The sequence below is a fragment of the Candidatus Micropelagos thuwalensis genome (assembly GCF_000469155.1).
Classification (GTDB): domain Bacteria; phylum Pseudomonadota; class Alphaproteobacteria; order RS24; family RS24; genus Micropelagius; species Micropelagius thuwalensis.
The window spans coordinates 389,516-411,990 of the sequence record NZ_AWXE01000001.1; the positions used below are offsets into that span (position 1 = coordinate 389,516).

A 22,475-nucleotide genomic window follows, 5' to 3' on the forward strand; every position below is an offset into this window, starting at 1 on the left:
AATCTAATCTGTAAATAGCATAACATCTTCGGGATTTATTTGAAATTTAACTTCATCACCTATTTGAAGTCCGTTTTCAATGAAATCATTTCCCACAACCTCCCAAATTGTACCATCAGATAATAAAACATCTAAGGCTTGGGTGTTACCGTGGTTACGAAGTGATGACAGACGCGCTGTAAAACTATTCTCTCCCCCACCTGGCTTTAAATGATAGGGACGTATCATCAAACGCGCTGAAGCAACAGAATTATCCAGTTGAAAATCTCCAATAGGTGTCGAGAAAACGCCATTATTGACAGCACCGGCCCACTCATTTGAGGCCCCCAATAATTTAACAACGAGGGGAGAAGCTGGATTTTCATAAATCTGATCAGGTTTATCAAATTGAACAATCTGACCTCCTGACATGACAGCAATCTTGTCTGCCATATACATCGCATCGACAGCATCATGGGTCACGATAATCCCGGTTGCAGGTGAAATATCACTATGCTCACCGCGCAACAGAGAAACAGTTAGTCGCCTCATATCTGCGCGTAGAGGGGGGTCTAGATTTGAAAATGGTTCATCCATCAACACCAATCCCGGCGCAGGCGCAATTGCGCGCGCTAAGGCAACGCGCTGTTGCTCCCCCCCGGAAAGTGTATCTGGATACCGCTCAGCTAAATGACTAACACCGGTTAAGGCAAGCATCCGGCCTGCCCTTGCATCTGCATCTTCATGTTTTTGAATGTTCAAACCGAACAACACATTTTGCATCACCGATAAATGAGGAAATAATGCAAAATCTTGGAACAAAAAACCGATATGTCGGTCTTCCGGTGGAACTTGGAACGAAGCGCTAGAAACTATCTCATCGTCAATAGATATCTCTCCATTATTCGGCGTAACGATGCCACCAATCAAACGAAGGCTTGTTGTTTTTCCGCAACCCGAAGGGCCAAGAAAACAAATTATCTCACCCGGTTTGATGTTTAGGGAAATGCCATTAACCGCATTTTTACCCTGGATTGTGCACACGACATCCGAGAGAGATACTGATCTCATTCATTTCCCTCATCAGGCAAATCCATCTCTAGTGGTTCATCATCCAGAAATTCAGCACCAGTGTCATCCGCGTCCAACGGGTCTTCATCAGGGTTAAGGTCAGCATTCGGCTCAGGAATAGAGAATCCGGGAGGTAATCTATTATCAAGTAGCCCTGCCGCTTTGAGCTCATCAATACCCGGCAAATCAGATAATGCTTCGAGGCCGAATTGCGATAAAAACCCATCAGAAGTGCCATAGGTTACCGGACGACCAGGCACTTTACGACGACCACGCAATTTCACCCAGCCCGTCTCCAACAAAACATCAAGCGTCCCTTTGGAAACACTCACACCCCGTATATCTTCAATCTCTGCGCGTGTCACTGGCTGATGATAGGCAATAATCGCCAATGTCTCCAGCCCAGCCCGCGACAACTTTCTTTGAGATACAATATGTTTTTGAAGCGCATCCGATAAATCATCTGCTGTACGGAACGCATATTTGCGCCCAATTTTTTTGAGTTGAACGCCACGCGCCTCATAATCACTTTCAAGCTTAGCCAGAAGGTCGCTAATAGGATAGCCTGAAGGCAAATGTGGCGATATACTGTTCACATCCAGCGGTTCTTCAGCGGCAAACAAAACAGCCTCAACAATCCGTATGGACTTAGCAATATCTTGCTCAGACAGATCATCAATTAAAATTTCAAGAGTCTTTTCGTCAATGTCCGGGGTCATTTCAGAAGTTCTTTCAGCGCTGTCACTCACCATTCTCTCCTGTTAGCATATTATCTGGTGCAGATTTTGGACGCGCACGGCGCATCAAAATTTTTCCGAAATTTTTATTTTGCTGAATTTCTAATTTACCATCTCGCGCAAATTCCAGCATAGCTGAAAAACTACTTGCTGCAGTTGTTCGCCGCTTAACCGGGTCCTTCAGCTCCTTCATGACAATCATGTCAAACTCTTCCCAATCATCCATTTTTCCAAGCATGCGCTCCAGCCGCATTCTTGCGCGCTCAATGCTGAGAATAGGAAGCTCAGTTGGCTTCCAACTGGCATAATAATTTCTAAGACGTTGTGTCGAATAAGATGTCAGCAATTCATAAAGTGACGCATCATAATGGCTTTCTCGCTTAACTCTAATCCCCTCCGGCATACCGCGAGAAAAGAAATCTCTTCCAAGTTGATTTCGGGTCATAAGTTTTGCAGAGGCATCGCGCATGGCTTCAAGTCTTTGCAGTTGAAACACCAGACGCGCCGCCATTTCTTCCGCTGAAACATTCTCATCATCATTTTCTTTTGGTAGGAGTAGCCGCGACTTCAAATAGGCTAACCATGAAGCCATGACAAGATAATCTGCGGCAATTTCAATCTTGAGAGATTGCACCTTGCCGATGAATTCCAGATATTGTTCAGCAAGTTGCAAAATAGATATTTGCTTGAGGTCAACTTTTTGTACGCGCGCAAGGTTCAGCAGAATATCAAGCGGCCCTTCAAAGCCATCAACATCGACTTCCAAAACGTTTTCCGCGTTCGTTGCTCCTCTCATTGAGGAAGGAATCTGATAAGCAGGCCCCTCAACAAACCCGTCCGCTGGGGTACCCGAATTATTCATGTCTTCAGTCATATTTCTTTATACATTTTTCGGAGATTCGGGAAAATGGGCAGATATTAATTCCTTCCATTCCTCCTCGGCAGTGGCCGCATCAATTTTTGAGGTTTTGCTAGACAATAACTTCATAGCCTTATCAGCTCTCTCTAGCGCCCTACCCGTCAATCGCGGCAGAGTCTCCATGAGAGGAAACATTTCACTTGCGTCACCATTACAATGCAAAATCACATCACATCCAGCCCTAAGCGCATTCTCAGCATGCAATGTAATGCCTTTATCCGGTGAAAGCGCTTTCATGGATATATCATCCGTCATCAGTAGACCATCAAAACCAATATGCCCACGAATGACTTTTTTAATCAATTTTGCAGACTGTGTAGACACATTTTCTGCATCAATCGCGTTAAACACAAGATGGCCCGTCATCGCCAATGGTAAGTAATTACATTTACGAAAAGGTGCAAAATCATTCACCAGTTCGTCTAACGAAGCCTCAACAATTGGTAACGATTCATGGCTATCCACAGTGCCATGACCGTGACCGGGAATGTGTTTAATCACCGGTAACGCGCATTCATCAAGAAACCCTTGCGCAACAGATTGTCCCAAAGCGCCCACCACTTCCGGATGTTTAGAAAAAGCCCTGTCACCAATAACATCTGAAGTTTGCGGCAAAGATAAATCCAAACAAGGCGTACAATCTACATTTATGCCCAGACTCAGAAGGTCTTTCGCCATTAAAACAGCACCGAGATAAGCTGCACGCATGGCATTTACGGGATTTAATTCGTAAATTTTGCCATAAATTTCAGCCTGAGGGTATTCCCGAACAAGCGGAGGGCGTAAACGCGCAACGCGTCCACCTTCTTGATCAATTAAAACCAAAGTTTCATCATCTTTTGCAAAAGATTTAAGATGAGAAACCAGATTAGAAACCTGCTCTAGAGATTTAATATTCCTACTAAAAATAATAAAACCTAAAGGCTTTGCTTCACTTATAAAATCAATTTCATCCGAGGAAAGTTCAGGCCCTGAAACGCCATAAATAGCCGCCTGACGTGATGTCATTGCGGAACCTTAACAACAAGGCAGTCCTGACCATTCTCCTTTAACGCGCTACAAAATTCATTTGCAGCATCTAATGATACAAATCCATGTATATTTACCCTGTAAAACTTGCCACGCTCCCCTAAATCCACCTCTTTAACTAATGGTTCACGATTTCCAATTATTGATTTGTTTTTATTAGATATTCTTGTAAACTCTTTAGATGCCTCTGCAGGTGTTCTCACCGAAATAAGCTGCACCATATAGTTATTTTCAATGACTAGAGGCGCAATATTTGTTGATACCTCTGATACGATTTCCGGTGTAATTTCTGTCTTATTTTTAGATTTTGGTGATGCTAGAGGTATCAAATTTTCTTCAGATTGCGACTCTTCTATCGATGTTTTTTCAAGTGTCTCACCTTCTAATGCTTCAGGATTTTCAGCTGCCGCGTTATCAAAAGTTTGTGTTTCAACCTCCATAACCTCTGCCATCAAGCTTTCAATCCCGCCATTACCTTCCATGCTATCTTCTTTTATAGCAGGGATGTCATCAATAGGTTCGGACAAAGCTTCAGACGGGATATTCTCTTGAGTTGAGGCATCCACATCCTCAACCTCAAGCTGACGGTAAATATTTAATCCCCCCTCTTCAGGACGCCGTGCTGTAATCTCATCGGGTGGAGGTGTTTTAACGGGAGCTTCTTCTGCCAGTATAAGTGGCGGCATGCTACTCTGACCGTCTTCCAGACCTTTCATGTAAGCCAAATACACAAGCCCGGCGATCATGGCAGTTATCAAAACAGCGCCAATACCCATAAGAATAATAGGAAGATTACTTCCTCCATCATTGTAATCGTAATAAGACGCATCCGGCGGGGGCTTACCTATACCGATATCAGCATTCTGGTTTGTCATTTGGCTTGAAAGAGGTGTGAAGTTATCCCCTGCAGACAATGTTTCAGTTCCAGAGCCGGAGAGCGGATCTGTAAACGGGTCATTTGGCGGACCTGATGGTGGCTTAGTTGGCGACATTTATCGCATTTCCTCCTCTGGGCGTACTCCTATAATGTCTAAACCGGAAGCAATCACAAACGCACAACAACGAATCATGGAAACACGAGCCATTGTAACATTTTTTTTATCCTCAATAATAAATTTCAAATCCGGACGCTCTTTACCTAGATTCCATAAACTATGGAATGTTGATGCTAAATCCTGAAGATAAAAAGCAATACGGTGCGGCTCATGGTTTACTGCTGCACTTTCAAGAACTCGCGGAAACGCAGATATCATTTTCAAAAGTGCAATCTCTGCCGGGTCACCAATTAAGTGTGCATCAGCATCAGCCAAGTCGTCATCATTTATGGCACCAAATATCTCCTCGGCGTTTCGAATGACAGAGCAAATACGAGCATGAGCATACTGAACATAAAAGACAGGATTATCACGACTTTGCTCTTGAACTTTAACGAAATCAAATTCTAGCGGTGCATCATTTTTACGCGTGAGCATCATAAATCTCACAACGTCTTTACCAACTTCATCCACAACTTCTCTTAGGGTGATAAACTGCCCTGCCCGTTTTGACATTTTGACCGGCTCACCATCTCTCATGAGCTTGACCATCTGACAAATTTTGACATCCAGATTTCCCGCGCCTGCCGTCACAGCTGTCACGGCAGATTTCATCCTTTTTATATAGCCCGCATGGTCAGCACCCCAGACATCAATCATCTGCTTATAGCCACGCTCAAATTTATCTAAGTGACACGCAATATCTGGCGCAAAATATGTCCAGCTACCGTCTGATTTTTTTAAGGCTCTATCGCTGTCATCTCCAAATTCAGAAGATTTAAAAAGCGTTTGCGGGGAAGGCTCCCAGTCTGGAGGCGGCGTTTTGCCTTTCGGTGGCTCAAGCACACCCTCATAAATAAGTCCCATCTCATCAAGGCGGCTGATACTGTTATCCACAGCACCACTATCATGTAAGGATTGCTCCGACAAAAATACATCATGATTCACACCCAAGACATCCAGATCATCTTTAATCATCTCCATCATCATGGGCAAAGCCATGGACTTGGCGGCAGCAATCTGCTCCACCTCGGGATTCTCAAATAAGGCCGCGCCATATTCTGTGGCAAGAGCCTGACCAACACCTATTAGATAATCACCAGGATATAAGCCTTCAGGAATGTCTCCAATATCTTCACCAAGTGCTTCGCGCATTCTGATTAATGCTGATCGCGCCAGTGTATCTGTCTGACTACCCGCATCATTGATGTAATACTCTCGTGTGACTTGATAATTTGCACGTTCTAGCAAACGCGCCAATGCATCACCAACTACAGCTCCACGCGCATGACCAACATGCATAGGGCCGGTTGGATTGGCTGATACATATTCAATATTGACCTTATCCTCTGCACCAATGTCGCTGTTTCCATAAGCCGTACCGGCTCTCAAAACATTTGCAACTTGGCCCTGCCAAACGGACGGCGCTAAAGACAAGTTGATAAACCCCGGCCCTGCAATATCAATGGCGACAATATCTTTATCTTCGGATAGTAAATCAGCAATTTTACCAGCGAGATCAAGCGGTTGTAGTTCCGAAAACTTGCTAAGAACCATGGCGGCATTCGTCGCCATATCGCCATGCGACGCCTCACGAGGTGGTTCAACTGAAATGCGGGAGAGGTCGGCACTATCGTTAACAACGCCTTGCTGGATAAGCTCGCGGATGCTTTCGTCAATTCGTGCTCTGAAGGCGGCAAAAATATTCATCAACTTACCTGTAGTTATGTTCTGACAGATTAAAAAGTGTTTTGTGTTCTTCAACAGCAAACCTGTCCGTCATGCCTGCAATATAATCACAGATGATACGCGCAGTTGTTTCACTACCGGGTTTGTCGCAAAGCTCTTGCCATTCCTCAGGTAACAAATGAGGCTCATCATAAAACAGGTTGAAAAGATCCTTAACAATACGGCGCGCCTTACTCATAGATCTATTCACCTCTGAATGACGATACATCTTGGCACGAAGAAATTCTTTTAAAGCAAGATGGCTTTCTTGCATTTGAGATGAAAACTCGGCTACCGAATATGACAATGCGCGTACGTCTTCAGCTCTCTGAATATTATTTTCATTAACGCGTTTTTCTGTTTCGGCAACAACATCGCTTACCATTTGAGAAATTAAACGACGAATAGCCTCATGGCGTAACCTTCGCGGTTCCAGAGACGGATAAGTCGACATAACTTGGGTAAATATGTCGCCAACAAGTGGCAGAGGCAACAAGTCATCTATTGTAAACAAACCCGCCCGTAATCCATCATCAATATCATGATTATTATAGGCAATATCATCTGAGATAGCGGCAATTTGAGCTTCGATACCCGCGTGACCAGATAATTCTAAATCATGCTTCTCGGAATATTTTCGGATAGCGTAAGGCGCTGTTTCAATCGGATTTTCAGCGCCTACTACCGGGCCGTTATGCTTGACCAATCCTTCAAGCGTTTCCCATGTCAGATTCAGCCCATCAAAATCAGCATAGCGCTGCTCTAAATGTGTAACAATTCTTAAAGATTGGGCGTTATGATCAAAACCGCCATGATTTTGCATCGCTGCATCAAGAGCTTCCTCACCAGCATGGCCGAATGGCGTATGCCCCAAATCGTGACACAGAGCAAGCGTTTCGGCTAAATCTTCATTAACTTTCAATTCGCGTGAAATTGACCTTGCAATTTGTGCCACCTCAAGGGAATGAGTAAGACGGGTACGGTAATAATCTCCAACATGAGCGATAAATACTTGTGTCTTATGAATCAGCCTTCGGAAGGCACCAGAATGAAGCACACGATCTCGATCACGCTGAAACGGAGACCGTGTGGAACTTTCGGGCTCTGCATAAAGACGCCCACGCGTTTTGTCTGGTTGTGAGGCAAAATTAGCCAGCTGATACATCTTTTTCGTACCTAAATATTATTCTGTTTTCTTAATCTAGTTCGAAGAAAGAGTCACTCACAAGTGTCATTGTAGGATGATGTCTTGAAAAACAATGTAAACCTGCCTATCTAAGACTTATGGAAAATTTTTCTGTCACTGAAAACGCTGCCAACCAAATCAAAAAGATTTTGGAACAAGAAGCACCAGGCTCGATGCTCAGGATATCCGTACAAGGTGGCGGTTGCTCAGGCTTTTCTTATTCATTCTCAATTGATGATACTGCTACTGTTGATGACAAGCAGTTCACGCGTAACGATATTATTGTCTTAGTCGATGAATTATCCCTTCAATATATGGATGGGGCGGAAATCGACTGGGTCGACGATTTGATTGGTGCCAGCTTTAAAATCAACAATCCCGTTGCCACGTCTTCGTGTGGCTGCGGCACTTCATTTTCAGTTTAAAATATGCTGATTGCCAGTTGGAACGTTAATTCGGTTAAAGCACGGTTACAAAACCTGCTGACTTGGCTTGAAGAAGCCAAACCCGATATTGTTGCCTTACAAGAACTTAAATGCGTTGACGAGGCATTTCCAAGGTCTGAGATTGAAGCCCTTGGCTATAATATCGAAACGTTCGGTCAAAAGACTTATAATGGTGTTGCGTTGTTATCTCGTTATCGACTGGAAGATATCATACGCGGCATTCCTGGTTTCGATGATGAGCATAGCCGTTATATTGAAGCTGTTGTCTCAACGTCCTCAGGCGCCTTAAGAGTTGCCTCACTTTATCTGCCCAACGGCAACCCTGTCGACTCCCCGAAATACCCCTATAAACTTGCATGGATGGCAGCATTCGAAAAACATGCTGAAATTTTAATGCAAAATGAAGAGGCATTTGTTTTGGCAGGTGACTATAACGCAATTCCGTCCCCGCAAGATGTGCATGCGCCAGATGCCTGGGAAGGCGATGCGCTTTACCGCCCTGAAACACGCGAAGCGTTCCGGCGTTTAGTTAATCTGGGACTCACCGAAGCGGTGGGCACACTCACAACAACCGGTCCTGACACATACACATTCTGGGATTATCAAGGCGGTGCTTGGCCGAAAAATAAGGGCATCCGTATCGACCACCACTTACTATCTCCTCTTGCGGCTGACAAACTCGTCAATGTTCGCATAGACAAGCATACACGCGATTGGGAAAAGCCAAGTGATCATGTGCCTGTTTTAATTGAATTGGATATGGCATGAAACAGAACATATTATCCGCTTTTATCATATTGCCCCTCTTATTCGGTTGCGCCTCGTTCCCTAGTGACATCGATCCTTATCCTCATTCAGCCGCTCAATATGAAACAGCCAGTTGCGCTCAAATAAAAACCGACCGCAATCGGCTCGTTACGCGGGTTGAAAAAATTTCGGGCGATATGAAAAATACGGCTCAAAATGACATCTGGCAGATCGGCGCGAGCATAATATTTTGGCCGTTTTTGTTATTTCTAGGCGATGAAGATAATTTTAAAAAACGAGAACTTGCAGATTTAACAGGCAGAATTAATGCTCTTGAAGAGGCCGCAAACCTCAAAGAATGTGATTTATCTAGCGCATCTGGTTAATTTTAAAATTTAACGCTTACTGCATGGTTCCACCAAGCTTCGTCAGAAAAACTTCTCAAATCAAGTTCATGCGTCCAAACGGAACGGTGTTGGTGCGCAATATGAAAGTAAGTATCTGCTATGTGCTCCGGGAGCATAAGACCATCTTCACGGCCTATTTCTTGCCTTAGCCTCTCAAAGGCTTCAGTCCCTAACATTTTACCAAGCGTGTCTGGAGCATCCACTGCCCCGTCAATAATAATATGCGCCACATGAACATTCTGTGATGCGAATTCTGCATTGAGAGATTGGCAGAGCATTCGCCGTCCGCCCATAGCGGCTGCATGTGAATGCTGTCCGGCATTGCCGCGCCGAGATGCTGTTGAGGAGGTTACCAGGAGTGTTCCCTTCCCGCGTTCCGCCATAATTGGCAATACGGCGTAAGCCAGTCTGAAAAGTGAAAAACATGACAAACGCCAACCAAGTTCGAAGGTTTTCAAAGGCGTATCGGTTAGACGACGATTACCGATTTGCGCGCCAATATTATGAACAACAACCTCAATGGGGCCGGTATTTTTCTCAATATCCAGGACAAGACCTTCAATCGCATTCTCATCAACAATATTTAAAAGCCGCCCTTCCACACTACCGCCATCGCCTTCAATCTCTTTAACAAGAGTTTCCAGCCCATCCGCATCACTACGACGGCACAGAACTACATGATATCCTTCACGTGCAAAACGTTTACCTACATGACCGCCTATCCCGGCACCAGCACCAATAATTAAACAAATGGATTTCATATCAGTCACAATATTAAATACCAAAAATTTTTAAAATGTGAGTCAGTTAAACATCAGCAAATTGGCGTTTTTCCTTTGCACCACCTGGATGCGTGACAGCCCCTTTACGGGCAGGCCCAACACTTTGTGCATATTTCCATATTGTTCCGGAAGTGAAATCAGTTTCTTTGCCCTGCCATTTTTTATGTCTATCAGCCATTACGCTGTCTTCCACAAGCAAATCTAGCGTTCCCTTTTCAGCATCAATGCGGATGATGTCGCCATCTTCAATCAAGGCAATAGGGCCACCGTCAGCCGCTTCAGGCCCGACATGACCGATACAGAAACCTCGTGTTGCACCGGAAAATCTACCATCCGTGATAAGCGCAACTTTATCGCCATTGCCCTGCCCGTAAATAGCTGCAGTCGTCGATAGCATCTCGCGCATGCCAGGGCCACCTTTGGGCCCTTCATAGCGAATAATAATTACATCCCCAGCTTTATAGTCACCAGCTTCAACGGCTTTAAAAGCGTCTTCCTCGCAATCGAAGCAACGCGCCGCGCCTTCAAATTGAAGCAACTCCATACCCGCAACCTTAACAATCGCCCCTTCTGGTGCGAGTGAACCGGTCAATCCAACAACACCCCCAGTTGGCGAAAGTGGATTTGATACCGGATAAATAACTTTTTGATTTGGATTAAATGTAATTTCTTCAAGATTATCACCGAGAGATTTACCGGTAACCGTTTTGCAATCACCATGAAGATATCCGCCTTCAAGTAAAGTTTTCAGAAGCATCGGCACACCGCCAGCTTCATACATATCTTTTGCAACATACTGCCCGCCCGGTTTCAGATCTGCAACATAGGGTGTTTTCTTAAAAATCTCAGCAACCTCAAGCAGATCAAAATCAATGCCTGCTTCATGCGCCATGGCAGGTAAATGAAGCCCTGCATTAGTTGACCCACCTGTTGCGGCAACAACCGTCGCCGCATTTTCAAATGCTTTACGTGTCACAATATCGCGTGGTCGGAGGTTATGCTCAATCAGCGACATCACTGCTCTGCCTGAAGCTTCAGCATAGGCATCACGGCTTTCATAAGGCGCGGGTGCACCGGCAGAATTTGGAAGAGCCAACCCAATAGCTTCAGAGACACAAGCCATGGTATTAGCTGTAAATTGTCCCCCGCATGCTCCGGCGCTAGGACAAGCTACGCACTCCAATGCATGCAATTCATCATCCGGCATGTTTCCAGCCGCATTTTGACCAACAGCCTCAAACACATCAAGGACTGTTACATCCTTACCTTTAAATTCACCAGGCATGATTGAACCACCATACATAAACACGCTTGGCACATTCAAACGTAACATAGCCATCATAAGACCCGGCAGAGATTTATCACAGCCAGCCAAGCCAACCATTGCATCATAACAATGCCCACGCATGGTAAGTTCAACACTATCGGCAATAACCTCTCGTGAAATGAGTGAGGACTTCATTCCCTCATGTCCCATGGCGATACCATCAGTAACACTAATGGTGCAGAACTCTCGCGGCGTTCCATCTGCGGCTTTTACCCCTGCTTTTGCAGCCTGTGCCTGACGCATTAGGGCGATGTTACAGGGCGCAGCTTCATTCCAACATGACACAACACCGACAAATGGTTGTGCAATTTCTTCTTCAGTCATGCCCATAGCATAATAATATGATCGATGAGGCGCGCGCTCGGGGCCAACAGATACATGGCGACTTGGAAGTTTTGATTTATCAAATTTTGTCATTTGGTGCTCCGTATCAACTCAACCGGTCTAGGGCAGTTTCGAGTTTTTCTAGCTTGCTTTGTTCATCTTGCAAACGGGATTTATTTTCTTGAATAACCGCGTCAGGGGCTTTTTCAAGAAAGCCTTGATTGTTCAACTTACCTGATATTTTTGAAATTTCTTTTTCCACTTTGGTGATTTCTTTTTTTAATCTATCGGTTTCCGCAGTAACATCAATCACCTCGTTAAGATGAATAGCAAACACCGCTTCCTCAACGATAGATTGTATCGACCCCTCAGGAAAATCATTCTGCACCGTGATTGTATCAAGACGAGCAAGTCTTTTCAAAACATCATTATGCCTGACGATACGCTGTTGCGTTAGTTCATTACTGCCAGAAACAATAAGGGGAATTTTTGCACCAGCCGGCACATTCATTTCTGAACGGACGGAGCGGATGCCGGTGATGGCCTTAATGACCCAGTTAATTTCTGCATCAGCGTCTTTGTTCATTAAGTTTTCTGGAATTTGTGGCCAATTTTCAAGCATCAGAAATTTAGTGCCCGTATCAGCAGGCTTTATTTCCTGCCATAATTCTTCTGTCACATAAGGCATGAATGGGTGCAGTAATTTAAGGGCATTTTGCAACCCCCATTGAGCGGCAGCCTGCGTTTCAATTTTAGTCGCTTCATCGTCACCCTGCAAAATAGGCTTTGCAAGCTCGATAAACCAATCACAAAACCCATCCCAGATAAATTGGTAAACGGATGTTGAAGCATCATTAAATCTATAGGCTTCAAGAGAAGCAGTAATTGCCTCTGTTGCGCGATATGTTTCACCAACAAGCCATTGTGTTAGAGGTAAGGTAGCCTCGGCAGGATTAAATGCGCCCGCAGTAAAACATTCGTTGATTTCACAAAAACGAGTTGCATTTCTCAACTTCGTCGCAAAATTTCTATAACCTTCCACGCGACTTTCAGAAAGTTTAATATCCCGTCCCATTGCTGCCATGGCTGACAAAGTAAATCTCAACGCATCGGCGGAATATTTATCCGCCAATTCAAGCGGGTCTATTACATTGCCCTTTGATTTGGACATTTTTGCGCCCTTCTCATCTCTGACGAGTGCATGAATATAAACCGTGTGAAAAGGAACTTCTTGTTTGAAATGAAGTCCCATCATCATCATGCGGGCTACCCAAAAGAAAATAATATCAAAACCTGTGACCAGCACATCAGTTTTGTAATGTTTGTGGAGCTCAGATGTATCATCTGGCCACCCTAATGTTGAGAAAGGCCAAAGCGCAGAAGAAAACCAAGTATCGAGAACATCCTCATCGCGCGTCAATTCGGTATCATGACCATAATGCGTCTTTGCGGCTGCGTAAGCATCCTGTTCACTTTCAGCGACAAACACCTCGCCATCCGGCCCGTACCATGCCGGAATTTGATGTCCCCACCAAAGCTGGCGTGAAATGCACCAAGGCTGGATATTTTCCATCCAGTCAAAATAAGTTTTTTCCCAATTCGCTGGGACAAATTTTGTTTGGCCCGATTTAACCGCCTCGATGGCGGGTTTTGCGAGAGTTGCCGCATCTACATACCATTGGTCTGTCAACCATGGCTCGATAACAACATCTGAACGATCGCCAAACGGCACCATATGTGTGTTATCTTCAATCTTATCAAGCAAGCCTAGCTCGGTAATCTCATCAATAACGCGTTTACGCGCTTCAAACCGCTCAAGCCCTTGCCAGCTATCGAGGCTTTCCATGTCGGAAAAATCATCTTCATTCAATTCAATACATGCTGTTTTATCAAGAATGTTAACCGAATTCAGATTGCATCGGCGTCCAACCTCAAAGTCATTAAAATCATGCGCTGGGGTAATTTTAACTGCACCTGAACCTTGCTCAGGATCGGCGTAGCTATCCGCAACAATGGGAATTTTCCGCCCAACAATTGGAAGAATTACATTCTTACCGACCAAATCAGCATATCTTTCATCGTCAGGATGAACCGCAACCCCGGTATCCCCAAGCATGGTTTCAGGACGTGTGGTTGCAACCGTAATATGACCTGCCCCATCTTCCAGCGGGTAATTGAAATGCCAGAGATGTGAATTCACCTCTTTTTGCACCACCTCAAGATCGGAAATTGCCGTCAGTAATTTTGGATCCCAATTTACCAGGCGCTTGTCTTTATAAATCAAACCCTGCTGATGTAAGGTCACAAAAACTTTAAGAACAGCTTTAGACAGCCCCTCATCCATCGTGAAACGTTCACGGCTCCAGTCGCACGAGGCTCCTAAGCGACGGAGTTGCTGCGTTATCGTTGAGCCACTTTCCTCTTTCCATTGCCAGACACGCTCAAGAAAAGCCTGTCGCCCCATATCACGGCGCGAAGGCTCACCCGCTTCAGCTAGTTGACGCTCGACCACCATTTGAGTGGCAATGCCAGCATGGTCCGTACCGGGTTGCCATAAAACATCGCGACCGCGCATCCGTTCAAATCGGCAAAGAATATCCTGAAGCGTATTATTAAGGGCATGCCCCATATGCAAATTGCCAGTAACATTAGGCGGCGGAATTACAATCGTGTAAGGATCGCCATCCACACGGCCTGCTTCAAAGCAACCTTGCTCTTCCCATTCTGCATATAAACGCTTTTCTATATCAGCGGGTGAGGTATCAGACATTTACCGGACTCGTTATCGGTCAAAGAATAATCGTATTCCCGTGGGTACTACAATCTTTTATAGTCTTCAATGGCTTATAGAGCTTAAGTTGAATTTTTCATTTTCTTCGACCAAACTTGTGCCACCGCATCATGCAAAGCGTCACGCCTGATCATCTCTGTGGCAATCGCTTCCATATTTTTATTCATCTAGTCTTGTAACAAATCAGGCAAAGCTTCACGCATCATGACCTCAAGGACAGTCATTTTAGGCAGTTCAGATTCTTCATCTTGAAGAATTTGGTCAATAGCCCATGCCTCATTTTGAAATGAGATATTATCCTCAACAGCCTGCATGACCTCGCTCGCCGCCGCCATATTATCACGCGCATATGTAAAGCGCTTATTTCTATCCCCAACCAGTATTTCAACAGCTCTAACAATATCCTCGGACTGCTGATCATCTCCCGGAATAGATGGTTTGGGTGAGGATACGCCTATTTTTGTATTTGCTGGAACAAAATCTGCGAGTTTTTGCGCCTCGTCTTCATAATTATTCATTTCGTCGTCCATTGTTCCTTTATGAAATACGACATTGAACGCAACATAAATTTATTAAAGTTTAATCAAATTAGCCGGACAGGCAAACTAAATTGATCAGTCACTTAGGGAAGCGGGGATAAGCTCAAGGTTATCGCCCGTCAATCTGCCAATAGCCGATAGTAATCTATAGGCTGAAAGAATCTGATCGCGCTCGGCCTTTACCTGCGCGACCCGGGCATCTAAAAGCTCTTGCTCTGCATTTAACACATCTAATGTTGTCCGCGTACCAAGTTCGCGCTCCTGCTGGACACCCTCAAGCGCTATTTTGGACGCTAATATTTGACCGTTTGATGCTTCAACGCGTCCGCCTGCGGCACTAAAATCAAACCAAGCAATTGTCACCAATTTTTGCACCTGATTGGCCGCCGCATGAACATTATATTTTGAATTGTTAGAAACATGCCGCGATGCATTAATTGTCGCTAAAGATCTCCCGCCTGTAAAAACAGGCATCTTAACTTCCACACCGAAATTCGTGACCTCATCTTGCAACCCAACTTTCATGCGCGTTGGATCGTCCATGACGGAATAATTACCAAATAGTCGCACTTGTGGCAAAGACGCCGCAACCGTGCTGTATGTGGCGTATTTAGCCCCTCGCGCAATTTCTTGTGCAGACCGTAAAATCGGGCTGTTTGACCGTGCAATGGTCAAAGCTTGCTCAAGCAATTCTGGTAATTCAGGCAGTTTTTCAGGTGGAATAAGTCTGCCCGGTGGCTGTCCGATAACTTCCTGATAAGTCGCCCTAGAAGCAGAAAGCGAAGCATTTTGTAAAAGCAAATTTGACTGCGCAAGCTTAAGTCGGGACTCGGATTGGGCCACATCCGTTCGTGTGACAATACCAACCTCAAATTGGTCTTTAACAGCTTGGAATTGTCTTTCCAAAACTTCTACATTTTTTTGGCGTAAGCTTGTTAGAGCCTGGTCGCGCAGCACATCAAGGAAAGCTTGCGCTGCATTCAACAAAACTGTTTGTTCTGTATTCTGGAGGCTGATTTTCTGAGTGACAATATCAGCGCGTGCTTTACGAAAATCATTAAAATTCTTACCGCTGGTAAAAATACTCAAACTGGCATTTAGTCCCCACCCTTCAGTATCATGTTCTTCCAGAAATGGGGGAACTTGCTGATCCACAGCCACACCATTGCAAACACCATCTAAGTCAACCAAGCAATTCGTTTTTGTGTCGTTGGTCGAACTCCGTGCATAGGCTTCAATTTGCGGAAGGCTTGCGCTTATAGCAATATATTGAGATTGGCGGATGGCTTTATACTCGGAGATCGCCGCCAATAATTGGGGGTTGTTGCCAAGAGCAAGCGACATAGCTTCCTCAAAAGATTGGGCAAGTGCATCTCCGACCATGATAAAAGTCAGAATAAATATTGTAAGAAATCGGTTCATAAATGACATATGTAAATCTTTTTGAGTTCTTTACGAATATTCAAAAAGAAAACTGCTCTTCTTTCTCAAAACCTAGCATTTTTGGTGCAGTTACATCTAACGCAGCATTAATAGAAAAACTGTCGCCATGACGCGAAATAATAACGCCGCGACTGGCATTCTCATAAGTAGATACACAAACAAGACGACCGTTTTTATCAAGTTGGTCAAGCAGTGTATGTGGAACTTCATCAACCAAACCGCCGATGAAAATCACATTAAATGGCCCTTGTTTTGGCTGACCAACTGCGTGATCGCCCTCTACAACAACTGCATTATCAATATTTTGATTCTGTAAAACTGTATTGGCGCTTTCTACAAAAACAGGATTATTTTCAAGCGCAACAACCGTCCCGGCAAGCGCTGCTAATACCGCTGTTGAATATCCAAGACCACACCCAATATCCAAAACCAAATCATCTGGTTGTATATCCGCAAGCTCAACCAGCATAGACAAGACAAGAGGATTTAAGACTTCACGCTCACCTATGAGGGGAATGTTTTTGTCCATATAAGCAAGGTTCTTATATTTCTCCGGAACATAGGCTTCACGAGGAATATTCTTAAGAACGCGGCAAAGTTTGGTATCACGCACGCCACCGGGTAAAACCTGACACTCCACCATTGCTTCTCTAGCAACTTCAAAATCTACAATCTGTTCGACCATTTTAACCTCTGGATGGAATTATTTGCTTATACGATTGTGTGCAATGGAAAACAAGAAATTAGCATTGAAAAGAATGAAAAGATTGTTTTGTTTTTCTTGCTTTGATATAGCATGCCTCATCTTTGTGTAATGGCCACGTGGCGGAGTGGTTACGCAGCGGCCTGCAAAGCCGTGTACCCCGGTTCGAGTCCGGGCGTGGCCTCCAAAGAAAAAAAGATAAATTTAGCTTGGCGCAGGTGCCATGCTTTGATATATCGACCTATCCGGTAGGCTGATCCGCCTTAGCTCAGTTGGTAGAGCAAATGACTGTTAATCATTGGGTCGCTGGTTCGAGCCCAGCAGGCGGAGCCACCGGAATTTTTCTATAGATATTGAATACCCTCTCTTTCATCCAATCTGCCTGCTTAAGCGTATGTTTCATAAACATATGGAGACTTTTAGATGTCCAAATCAATTATTTATTGGTTTCGTCAAGATCTACGCCTAGCGGATAATCCGGCTCTTTTGCACGCCTCACAAACAGGTAAACGCATTATCCCCATTTACATTTTTGATCCAAATGACAGACCTATAGGCATGGCAGCATCATGGTGGCGCGAGCAAAGCCTCATCAATCTTGGCGCCGAGCTTAAAAAAATTGGGGCTAATTTGAACTTTTATGAAGGTCGTCCGCTTGAGATTTTGCAAAAACTGGCAAGTTTTTATGATGCCGACGAATTTGTCTGGAGTCGTCAATATGACGGCTACAGTGTTGCGCGGGATAAAGAAATAAAACAGACGTTCAGTGATAAAGGAATTCAATGCGCAAGTTTCAACGCATCTTTGTTATTTGAGCCATGGTTAATTAAAAACAAATCTGGATCACATTTTAAGGTTTTCTCACCCTTCTGGCGACAATGTATGGCTGAAAACCAACCTGACTCTCCATGCCCAAGACCAGCCGAACTACGAGGGCACCCAGACATTGACCCGTTTCAAATTCCTTTGCCAGCGACGCCTTTAGATGAAGATGCGGATTTAGTCACGGAGGAATGGACACCCGGAGAATCAGGCGCATATCAGCAATTAGAGAAATTTGTAGAAGAAGGTTTGGCAATTTATGCTGAGTTTCGAGATTTTCCTGACCGCCTGGCAACGTCTCGATTATCACCTTATTTGCGCTGGGGAGAAATCAGCCCACGCCAAATATGGTCAAAAATTCAATTTGTTAAATCACATGAAAGTTTTTCAGAGAAAACAGTTACAAAATTTTTGGCGGAAATTGGATGGCGTGAATTTTCTTATCATCTGATTTTTCACGTCCCTGAAATGGCGACACAAAACCTGCAACCCTCCTTCAATGATTTTCCTTGGGAGGAAAATGAAAAAGCACTGCAACTATGGAAAGAAGGCAATACAGGCTATCCACTGGTTGATGCCGGGATGCGGGAACTGCGCCGAACGGGATATATGCACAATCGCGTTCGTATGATTACTGCCAGTTTTTTGATAAAACATTTGATGATTGACTGGCGTGCTGGGGAAAAATATTTCTGGGATCGCCTCTTGGATGCCTGCCCTGCCAACAATATTGCTGGTTGGCAATGGGTTGCCGGCAGTGGCGCGGATGCTGCGCCATTCTTCAGAATTTTCAACCCAATTATTCAGGGTGAAAAATTTGATCCAAACGGGAGTTATACAAAGCGTTTCATACCAGAACTCGCCCATTTGGAGCAGAAACATTTATTTTCCCCATGGAAATCAAAATCGGATAGAGTAGAGTTGGATTTTCAGGAAGGGCAATATCCCGACCCGATTGTCGAACACGAATATGCTCGTAATCGCGCTTTGGAAGCCTTTCAGCAAATTCGGCGTTAGGTTCAGTCTCGTATCAGTAAACAAAACCACTGGTACAATTCTGTTCCATGAATTTGATTGAGGGGGAGGCAAAGTGAAAATTGCAGTCATAGGTGCTGGCATATCAGGAAATTATGCCGCTTATAAACTTTCTAAAAATCATGAAGTTACCGTTTTTGAAAAACGCGAACGACTTGGCGGACATAGTGCAACGATAGATGTTGACTATGATGGACAACAAATTGCCGTTGATACAGGCTTTATTGTCTATAATGAATTAAATTACCCTGGTCTCACGCGTCTGTTTGCTGAATTAGACGTAGAAACAAACCAAAGCAATATGAGCTTTGCCTTCAGTTCAGCATACAACATCAAGAGTGGCGGACTGGAGTGGTCAGGCGATTCTATGGACACCATATTCGCCCAACGAATGAATTTATTTCGCCCATCTTTTTGGATGATGCTGAAAGAAATTTTACGATTTAATAAAATTGCCAACAACGGCGATTTAAATACAGACGCACCCGAAAGCCTTGGAAATTGGTTAAAACGCCACAAATTTTCAGAGAGTTTCAAAAATAACTACCTCATCCCTATGGGGGCTGCAATCTGGTCGACCCCTAGCAGAGCAATGAATGATTTTCCTGCAAAAAGTTTTTTGAATTTTTTCATAAACCACAAGCTAACTTATCAAGACCGCCCTGTATGGCGCACTGTTAAAGGCGGTAGCAGAGAATATGTAAAAAAACTTGTTGCTAAGACCTCTGCTGATTTCAAAGTCAATTCTGAAGTAACCAAAGTAACGCGCCAAGACTCAAAAGTGCAGGTTTACATAAATAATGAGAATGTTTTTGAAACATTTGATGCTGTCATTTTTGCCGCTCACACTAATCAAACCCTCTCGCTTTTGAATGATGCGGATGCCCAAGAACAAAAAATCTTGTCAGATATTAAATATTTACCAAATCAGGTTTATTTGCATCGTGACCGCCGCCTGATGCCAAAACGTGAAAAAGTATGGTCTGCATGGAATTATCTACATGATAAAGATGAGAAAAATAACATAATAGTAACAGTTAGTTACTGGATGAACCGACTGCAAAACATCAATAAAAAATATCCACTTTTTGTGACCCTAAATCCCCCCGAGCCCCCTGCTTCAGAACTGACATTCGGATATTTTGAGTATGACCATCCCCAGTTTGACCGCAAAGCCTTTGCAGCTCAATCCAACCTTTCCTCAATTCAAGGAAATCGAAATTCATGGTTTTGTGGTGCTTGGGCTGGTTTCGGTTTTCACGAAGATGGCTTACAATCTGCACAAAGAATTGTCATAGATATTGAAAGTCGTAACTATGTTGAAACGATAGCAAATGCCTCATAATGACGTGACAGCCCATTCTTATTCTGCCATTTATCATGGCACGGTCAGACACGCCCGTTACATGCCCAAAAAGCACCGTTTTGCCTATAAGGTTTTCTCATTACTGCTTGACATTGATCAACTGGAAACTTTATCGAAAAATTTAAAACTATTCTCATTTAACCGTTTTAACATTTTTAGTTTCAGAACATCTGACCATGGCGCCAAAGACGGCTCGCCATTGCGCCCCTTTATTGAAAAAATTCTAGATAAAGAAAAAATCAAAGCACCGGATAATATATTGGTGATGTGCTACCCACGCATCTTTGGATATGTGTTCAACCCGATTACGGTTTATTATTGCCTCGAAAATAATAAAATTTCTGCCATGATTTATGAGGTCAACAATACATTCGGTGAGGATCATATTTATGTTGTCCCTCAAACTGATGCCGACCGTCCCGCAAAACATAATCGCAGGAAAAAACTTCATGTTTCGCCGTTTATAGCAATGGATGCGGAATATTCGTTTACGACAGATATCCCTGGTGATGAACTTAAAGTAATCATCAGAGAAAAAAGCAATAACGCACCTCTTTTACTCGCAAGCTTTATCGGTCACCGCGCGGCTTTAAACGACAAAGAACTCCTCAAGGCGTTTTTCCGATATCCATTAATGACGATGAAAATCGTATTTGGTATACATTATGAAGCCTTGAGACTCATCCTAAAAGGTGTAATCTACATAAAACGTCCATCCAAAGAGACATCTAGAATTACGTATTCATAATAGCTAAACTAATGAATTCCTTATCAGATAATATTAATTTAATGCCTTCCAAACGCACTAAAGTCATTGCAAATTTAATGGTTTATCTCCTGAAAAATATTCGCCATGGGACGATAGAAATGCATTGGCCTGACGGTAAAGTCGAGACCTATCAGGGCAAAGAAAGCATGCACCTTAAAGGCGTCCTGATTGTCCATGATTGGGATCTTTTTAAACAAATTGTGAGAACCGGTGCGATAGGCTTTGCTGAGGGTTATTTAGCCAATTATTGGTCAACCCCAGATATTTCAGACTTATTAGAAGTCTTAAATTTAAATCTTGATGAAATGCAAAGCCATATTGGTAAAAATAAAATTATCAAATTTATGACGCGCCTATCACATATTTTGCGGCCAAATTCCCGATCTGGTTCTAAAAAAAATATCTACGAACATTATGATTTAGGGAATAGTTTCTACGAAAAATGGCTTGATCCGAGCATGACCTATTCATCTGCCATATTTAAAAATAAAAAAAACTCCTTGGAGACTGCCCAGCACGAAAAATATAAGTCGCTGGCGCAATCGATAGACTTGAAAAAAGAACATCATATCCTTGAGATTGGCTGCGGTTGGGGCGGGTTTGCGGAATATGCAGCAACTCACATTGGATGCCGCGTGACCGGCTTAACAATCAGTCAAGCGCAATATGACTATGCTTGTGACCGCATACGCAAAAAAGGGCTGTCAGATAGGGTCAATATCAAATTACAAGATTACAGAGATATACAAGGTGATTTTGATAGGATTGCTTCTATTGAGATGTTTGAAGCCGTAGGAGAAAAGTATTGGCCTACTTTTTTTACCAAAGTCTCCAGTATCTTAAAACCAGGTGGTAAAGCTGGCCTACAAATCATCACAATTGATGACAAAAAATTCAAAACCTACCGAAAAAATGCTGATTTTATTCAAAAATACATATTTCCGGGTGGCATGCTCCCTTCAAAAGATGCTTTGAATGACGAATTCAATAAGGTACATCTCAAACTTCAAGAAACAGTCGATTTTCGTTTGGATTATGCCGAGACCTTAGCGAGATGGAGGGCCAGGTTTAATGAACAGTGGCATGAAATCAAACTTATGGGCTTTGACGAACGCTTTAAGCACATGTGGGAATATTATCTTGCTTATTGTGAAGCAGGTTTCAAAACTGGAACAATTGACGTATCACAATTTTATTTGCATAAAGCCAAATCTAATCCATAACGCTCTAAACGGCGTATAACAGTCATACATATAAACCGGCATAGTCAATCTGCGGTTCAGGAGGTCTA

The 22,475-nt window shown here is 43.7% G+C and carries 20 protein-coding genes and 2 tRNA genes; 9 read left to right on the forward strand and 13 right to left on the reverse strand.

Annotated features, from left to right (window positions below):
- Nucleotides 1-3 precede the first annotated feature (3 nt).
- The 7 genes from RS24_RS01885 to RS24_RS01915 are packed head-to-tail and all read right to left on the reverse strand — an operon-like array spanning nt 4 to nt 7,662.
- Entirely contained in the window at nt 4-1,050 is a 1,047-nt protein-coding gene (locus RS24_RS01885) for an ABC transporter ATP-binding protein (protein ID WP_021776486.1), read from the reverse strand.
- Complete coding sequence (gene scpB / locus RS24_RS01890) at nt 1,047-1,802, reverse strand: SMC-Scp complex subunit ScpB (RefSeq protein WP_021776487.1); 756 nt, start codon at nt 1,800-1,802, stop codon at nt 1,047-1,049. The genes RS24_RS01885 and scpB overlap by 4 nt, the downstream gene beginning before the upstream one ends.
- Entirely contained in the window at nt 1,792-2,661 is an 870-nt protein-coding gene (locus tag RS24_RS01895; RefSeq protein WP_021776488.1) for a segregation and condensation protein A, read from the reverse strand. The genes scpB and RS24_RS01895 overlap by 11 nt, the downstream gene beginning before the upstream one ends.
- Before the next feature lie 6 nt (nt 2,662-2,667).
- Nucleotides 2,668-3,714, reverse strand: a complete 1,047-nt coding sequence (gene nagZ, locus RS24_RS01900; protein WP_021776489.1) for a beta-N-acetylhexosaminidase — start codon at nt 3,712-3,714, stop codon at nt 2,668-2,670.
- Complete coding sequence (locus RS24_RS01905; protein WP_021776490.1) at nt 3,711-4,727, reverse strand: SPOR domain-containing protein; 1,017 nt, start codon at nt 4,725-4,727, stop codon at nt 3,711-3,713. Before RS24_RS01905 ends, nagZ begins: the two co-directional genes overlap by 4 nt.
- Complete coding sequence (gene argS / locus RS24_RS01910) at nt 4,728-6,479, reverse strand: arginine--tRNA ligase (protein ID WP_021776491.1); 1,752 nt, start codon at nt 6,477-6,479, stop codon at nt 4,728-4,730.
- 4 nt (nt 6,480-6,483) lie between these two features.
- Entirely contained in the window at nt 6,484-7,662 is a 1,179-nt protein-coding gene (locus RS24_RS01915; protein ID WP_021776492.1) for a deoxyguanosinetriphosphate triphosphohydrolase, read from the reverse strand.
- A 119-nt stretch (nt 7,663-7,781) separates the two neighbouring features.
- Between RS24_RS01915 and erpA the strand changes: the two genes are divergently transcribed.
- From erpA to RS24_RS01930, 3 genes are read left to right on the forward strand one after another with little or no spacing between them, the layout of a single operon-like run.
- Nucleotides 7,782-8,108, forward strand: coding sequence for an iron-sulfur cluster insertion protein ErpA (erpA, locus tag RS24_RS01920; RefSeq protein ID WP_021776493.1), 327 nt, complete (start codon nt 7,782-7,784; stop codon nt 8,106-8,108).
- A 3-nt stretch (nt 8,109-8,111) separates the two neighbouring features.
- Nucleotides 8,112-8,897 carry an exodeoxyribonuclease III gene (gene xth / locus RS24_RS01925; protein ID WP_021776494.1) on the forward strand — a complete coding sequence of 262 codons (786 nt, stop codon included), beginning with the start codon at nt 8,112-8,114 and terminating at the stop codon, nt 8,895-8,897.
- Complete coding sequence (locus tag RS24_RS01930; protein ID WP_021776495.1) at nt 8,894-9,262, forward strand: Superoxide dismutase Cu-Zn protein; 369 nt, start codon at nt 8,894-8,896, stop codon at nt 9,260-9,262. Before xth ends, RS24_RS01930 begins: the two co-directional genes overlap by 4 nt.
- 2 nt (nt 9,263-9,264) lie before the next feature.
- Here the strand turns inward: RS24_RS01930 and RS24_RS01935 are convergent, their stop codons facing one another.
- The 6 genes from RS24_RS01935 to RS24_RS01960 form a co-directional block, all read right to left on the reverse strand.
- Complete coding sequence (locus tag RS24_RS01935) at nt 9,265-10,044, reverse strand: SDR family NAD(P)-dependent oxidoreductase (protein ID WP_021776496.1); 780 nt, start codon at nt 10,042-10,044, stop codon at nt 9,265-9,267.
- A 46-nt stretch (nt 10,045-10,090) separates the two neighbouring features.
- Nucleotides 10,091-11,809, reverse strand: coding sequence for a dihydroxy-acid dehydratase (gene ilvD, locus RS24_RS01940; RefSeq protein WP_021776497.1), 1,719 nt, complete (start codon nt 11,807-11,809; stop codon nt 10,091-10,093).
- A 13-nt stretch (nt 11,810-11,822) separates the two neighbouring features.
- Nucleotides 11,823-14,486 (reverse strand): valine--tRNA ligase, encoded by a 2,664-nt coding sequence (locus RS24_RS01945; RefSeq protein WP_021776498.1) that lies wholly within the window; start codon nt 14,484-14,486, stop codon nt 11,823-11,825.
- A gap of 188 nt (nt 14,487-14,674) precedes the next feature.
- Nucleotides 14,675-15,025, reverse strand: a complete 351-nt coding sequence (locus tag RS24_RS01950; RefSeq protein WP_021776499.1) for a hypothetical protein — start codon at nt 15,023-15,025, stop codon at nt 14,675-14,677.
- 96 nt (nt 15,026-15,121) lie between these two features.
- On the reverse strand, nt 15,122-16,477 hold the full coding sequence (locus RS24_RS01955; protein WP_038300432.1) for a TolC family outer membrane protein: 1,356 nt from the start codon (nt 16,475-16,477) through the stop codon (nt 15,122-15,124).
- A gap of 31 nt (nt 16,478-16,508) precedes the next feature.
- The gene (locus RS24_RS01960; protein WP_021776501.1) at nt 16,509-17,174 is read right to left on the reverse strand and encodes a protein-L-isoaspartate O-methyltransferase family protein; all 666 of its coding nucleotides are present in this window, start codon (nt 17,172-17,174) and stop codon (nt 16,509-16,511) included.
- Between the two features lie 131 nt (nt 17,175-17,305).
- Between RS24_RS01960 and RS24_RS01965 the strand changes: the two genes are divergently transcribed.
- From RS24_RS01965 to RS24_RS01990, 6 genes are all read left to right on the forward strand, one after another.
- Nucleotides 17,306-17,379 (forward strand) — tRNA-Cys (locus tag RS24_RS01965).
- 70 nt (nt 17,380-17,449) lie between these two features.
- Nucleotides 17,450-17,525, forward strand: a tRNA-Asn gene (locus RS24_RS01970).
- A 90-nt stretch (nt 17,526-17,615) separates the two neighbouring features.
- The gene (locus RS24_RS01975) at nt 17,616-19,031 is read left to right on the forward strand and encodes a cryptochrome/photolyase family protein (RefSeq protein ID WP_021776502.1); all 1,416 of its coding nucleotides are present in this window, start codon (nt 17,616-17,618) and stop codon (nt 19,029-19,031) included.
- Nucleotides 19,032-19,104: 73 nt separating this feature from the next.
- Nucleotides 19,105-20,394 (forward strand): NAD(P)/FAD-dependent oxidoreductase, encoded by a 1,290-nt coding sequence (locus RS24_RS01980; protein ID WP_021776503.1) that lies wholly within the window; start codon nt 19,105-19,107, stop codon nt 20,392-20,394.
- Nucleotides 20,384-21,163, forward strand: a complete 780-nt coding sequence (locus RS24_RS01985) for a DUF1365 domain-containing protein (RefSeq protein WP_021776504.1) — start codon at nt 20,384-20,386, stop codon at nt 21,161-21,163. The genes RS24_RS01980 and RS24_RS01985 overlap by 11 nt, the downstream gene beginning before the upstream one ends.
- Before the next feature lie 11 nt (nt 21,164-21,174).
- Nucleotides 21,175-22,407, forward strand: a complete 1,233-nt coding sequence (locus RS24_RS01990) for an SAM-dependent methyltransferase (protein ID WP_021776505.1) — start codon at nt 21,175-21,177, stop codon at nt 22,405-22,407.
- Nucleotides 22,408-22,475: the final 68 nt, after the last annotated feature.

Bases quoted from the DNA above. Each gene is read 5' to 3' on its own strand.
- RS24_RS01975 (WP_021776502.1), top strand. From the start codon at position 17,616: ATGTCCAAATCAATTATTTATTGGTTTCGTCAAGATCTACGCCTAGCG.
- RS24_RS01895 (WP_021776488.1), bottom strand. From the start codon at position 2,661: ATGACTGAAGACATGAATAATTCGGGTACCCCAGCGGACGGGTTTGTT.
- nagZ (WP_021776489.1), bottom strand. From the start codon at position 3,714: ATGACATCACGTCAGGCGGCTATTTATGGCGTTTCAGGGCCTGAACTT.
- argS (WP_021776491.1), bottom strand. From the start codon at position 6,479: ATGAATATTTTTGCCGCCTTCAGAGCACGAATTGACGAAAGCATCCGC.
- RS24_RS01935 (WP_021776496.1), bottom strand. From the start codon at position 10,044: ATGAAATCCATTTGTTTAATTATTGGTGCTGGTGCCGGGATAGGCGGT.
- RS24_RS01885 (WP_021776486.1), bottom strand. From the start codon at position 1,050: ATGAGATCAGTATCTCTCTCGGATGTCGTGTGCACAATCCAGGGTAAA.
- scpB (WP_021776487.1), bottom strand. From the start codon at position 1,802: ATGGTGAGTGACAGCGCTGAAAGAACTTCTGAAATGACCCCGGACATT.
- RS24_RS01985 (WP_021776504.1), top strand. From the start codon at position 20,384: ATGCCTCATAATGACGTGACAGCCCATTCTTATTCTGCCATTTATCAT.
- xth (WP_021776494.1), top strand. From the start codon at position 8,112: ATGCTGATTGCCAGTTGGAACGTTAATTCGGTTAAAGCACGGTTACAA.
- RS24_RS01945 (WP_021776498.1), bottom strand. From the start codon at position 14,486: ATGTCTGATACCTCACCCGCTGATATAGAAAAGCGTTTATATGCAGAA.
- RS24_RS01915 (WP_021776492.1), bottom strand. From the start codon at position 7,662: ATGTATCAGCTGGCTAATTTTGCCTCACAACCAGACAAAACGCGTGGG.
- RS24_RS01950 (WP_021776499.1), bottom strand. From the start codon at position 15,025: ATGAATAATTATGAAGACGAGGCGCAAAAACTCGCAGATTTTGTTCCA.
- ilvD (WP_021776497.1), bottom strand. From the start codon at position 11,809: ATGACAAAATTTGATAAATCAAAACTTCCAAGTCGCCATGTATCTGTT.
- RS24_RS01955 (WP_038300432.1), bottom strand. From the start codon at position 16,477: ATGTCATTTATGAACCGATTTCTTACAATATTTATTCTGACTTTTATC.
- RS24_RS01990 (WP_021776505.1), top strand. From the start codon at position 21,175: ATGAATTCCTTATCAGATAATATTAATTTAATGCCTTCCAAACGCACT.
- RS24_RS01905 (WP_021776490.1), bottom strand. From the start codon at position 4,727: ATGTCGCCAACTAAGCCACCATCAGGTCCGCCAAATGACCCGTTTACA.
- erpA (WP_021776493.1), top strand. From the start codon at position 7,782: ATGGAAAATTTTTCTGTCACTGAAAACGCTGCCAACCAAATCAAAAAG.
- RS24_RS01960 (WP_021776501.1), bottom strand. From the start codon at position 17,174: ATGGTCGAACAGATTGTAGATTTTGAAGTTGCTAGAGAAGCAATGGTG.
- RS24_RS01930 (WP_021776495.1), top strand. From the start codon at position 8,894: ATGAAACAGAACATATTATCCGCTTTTATCATATTGCCCCTCTTATTC.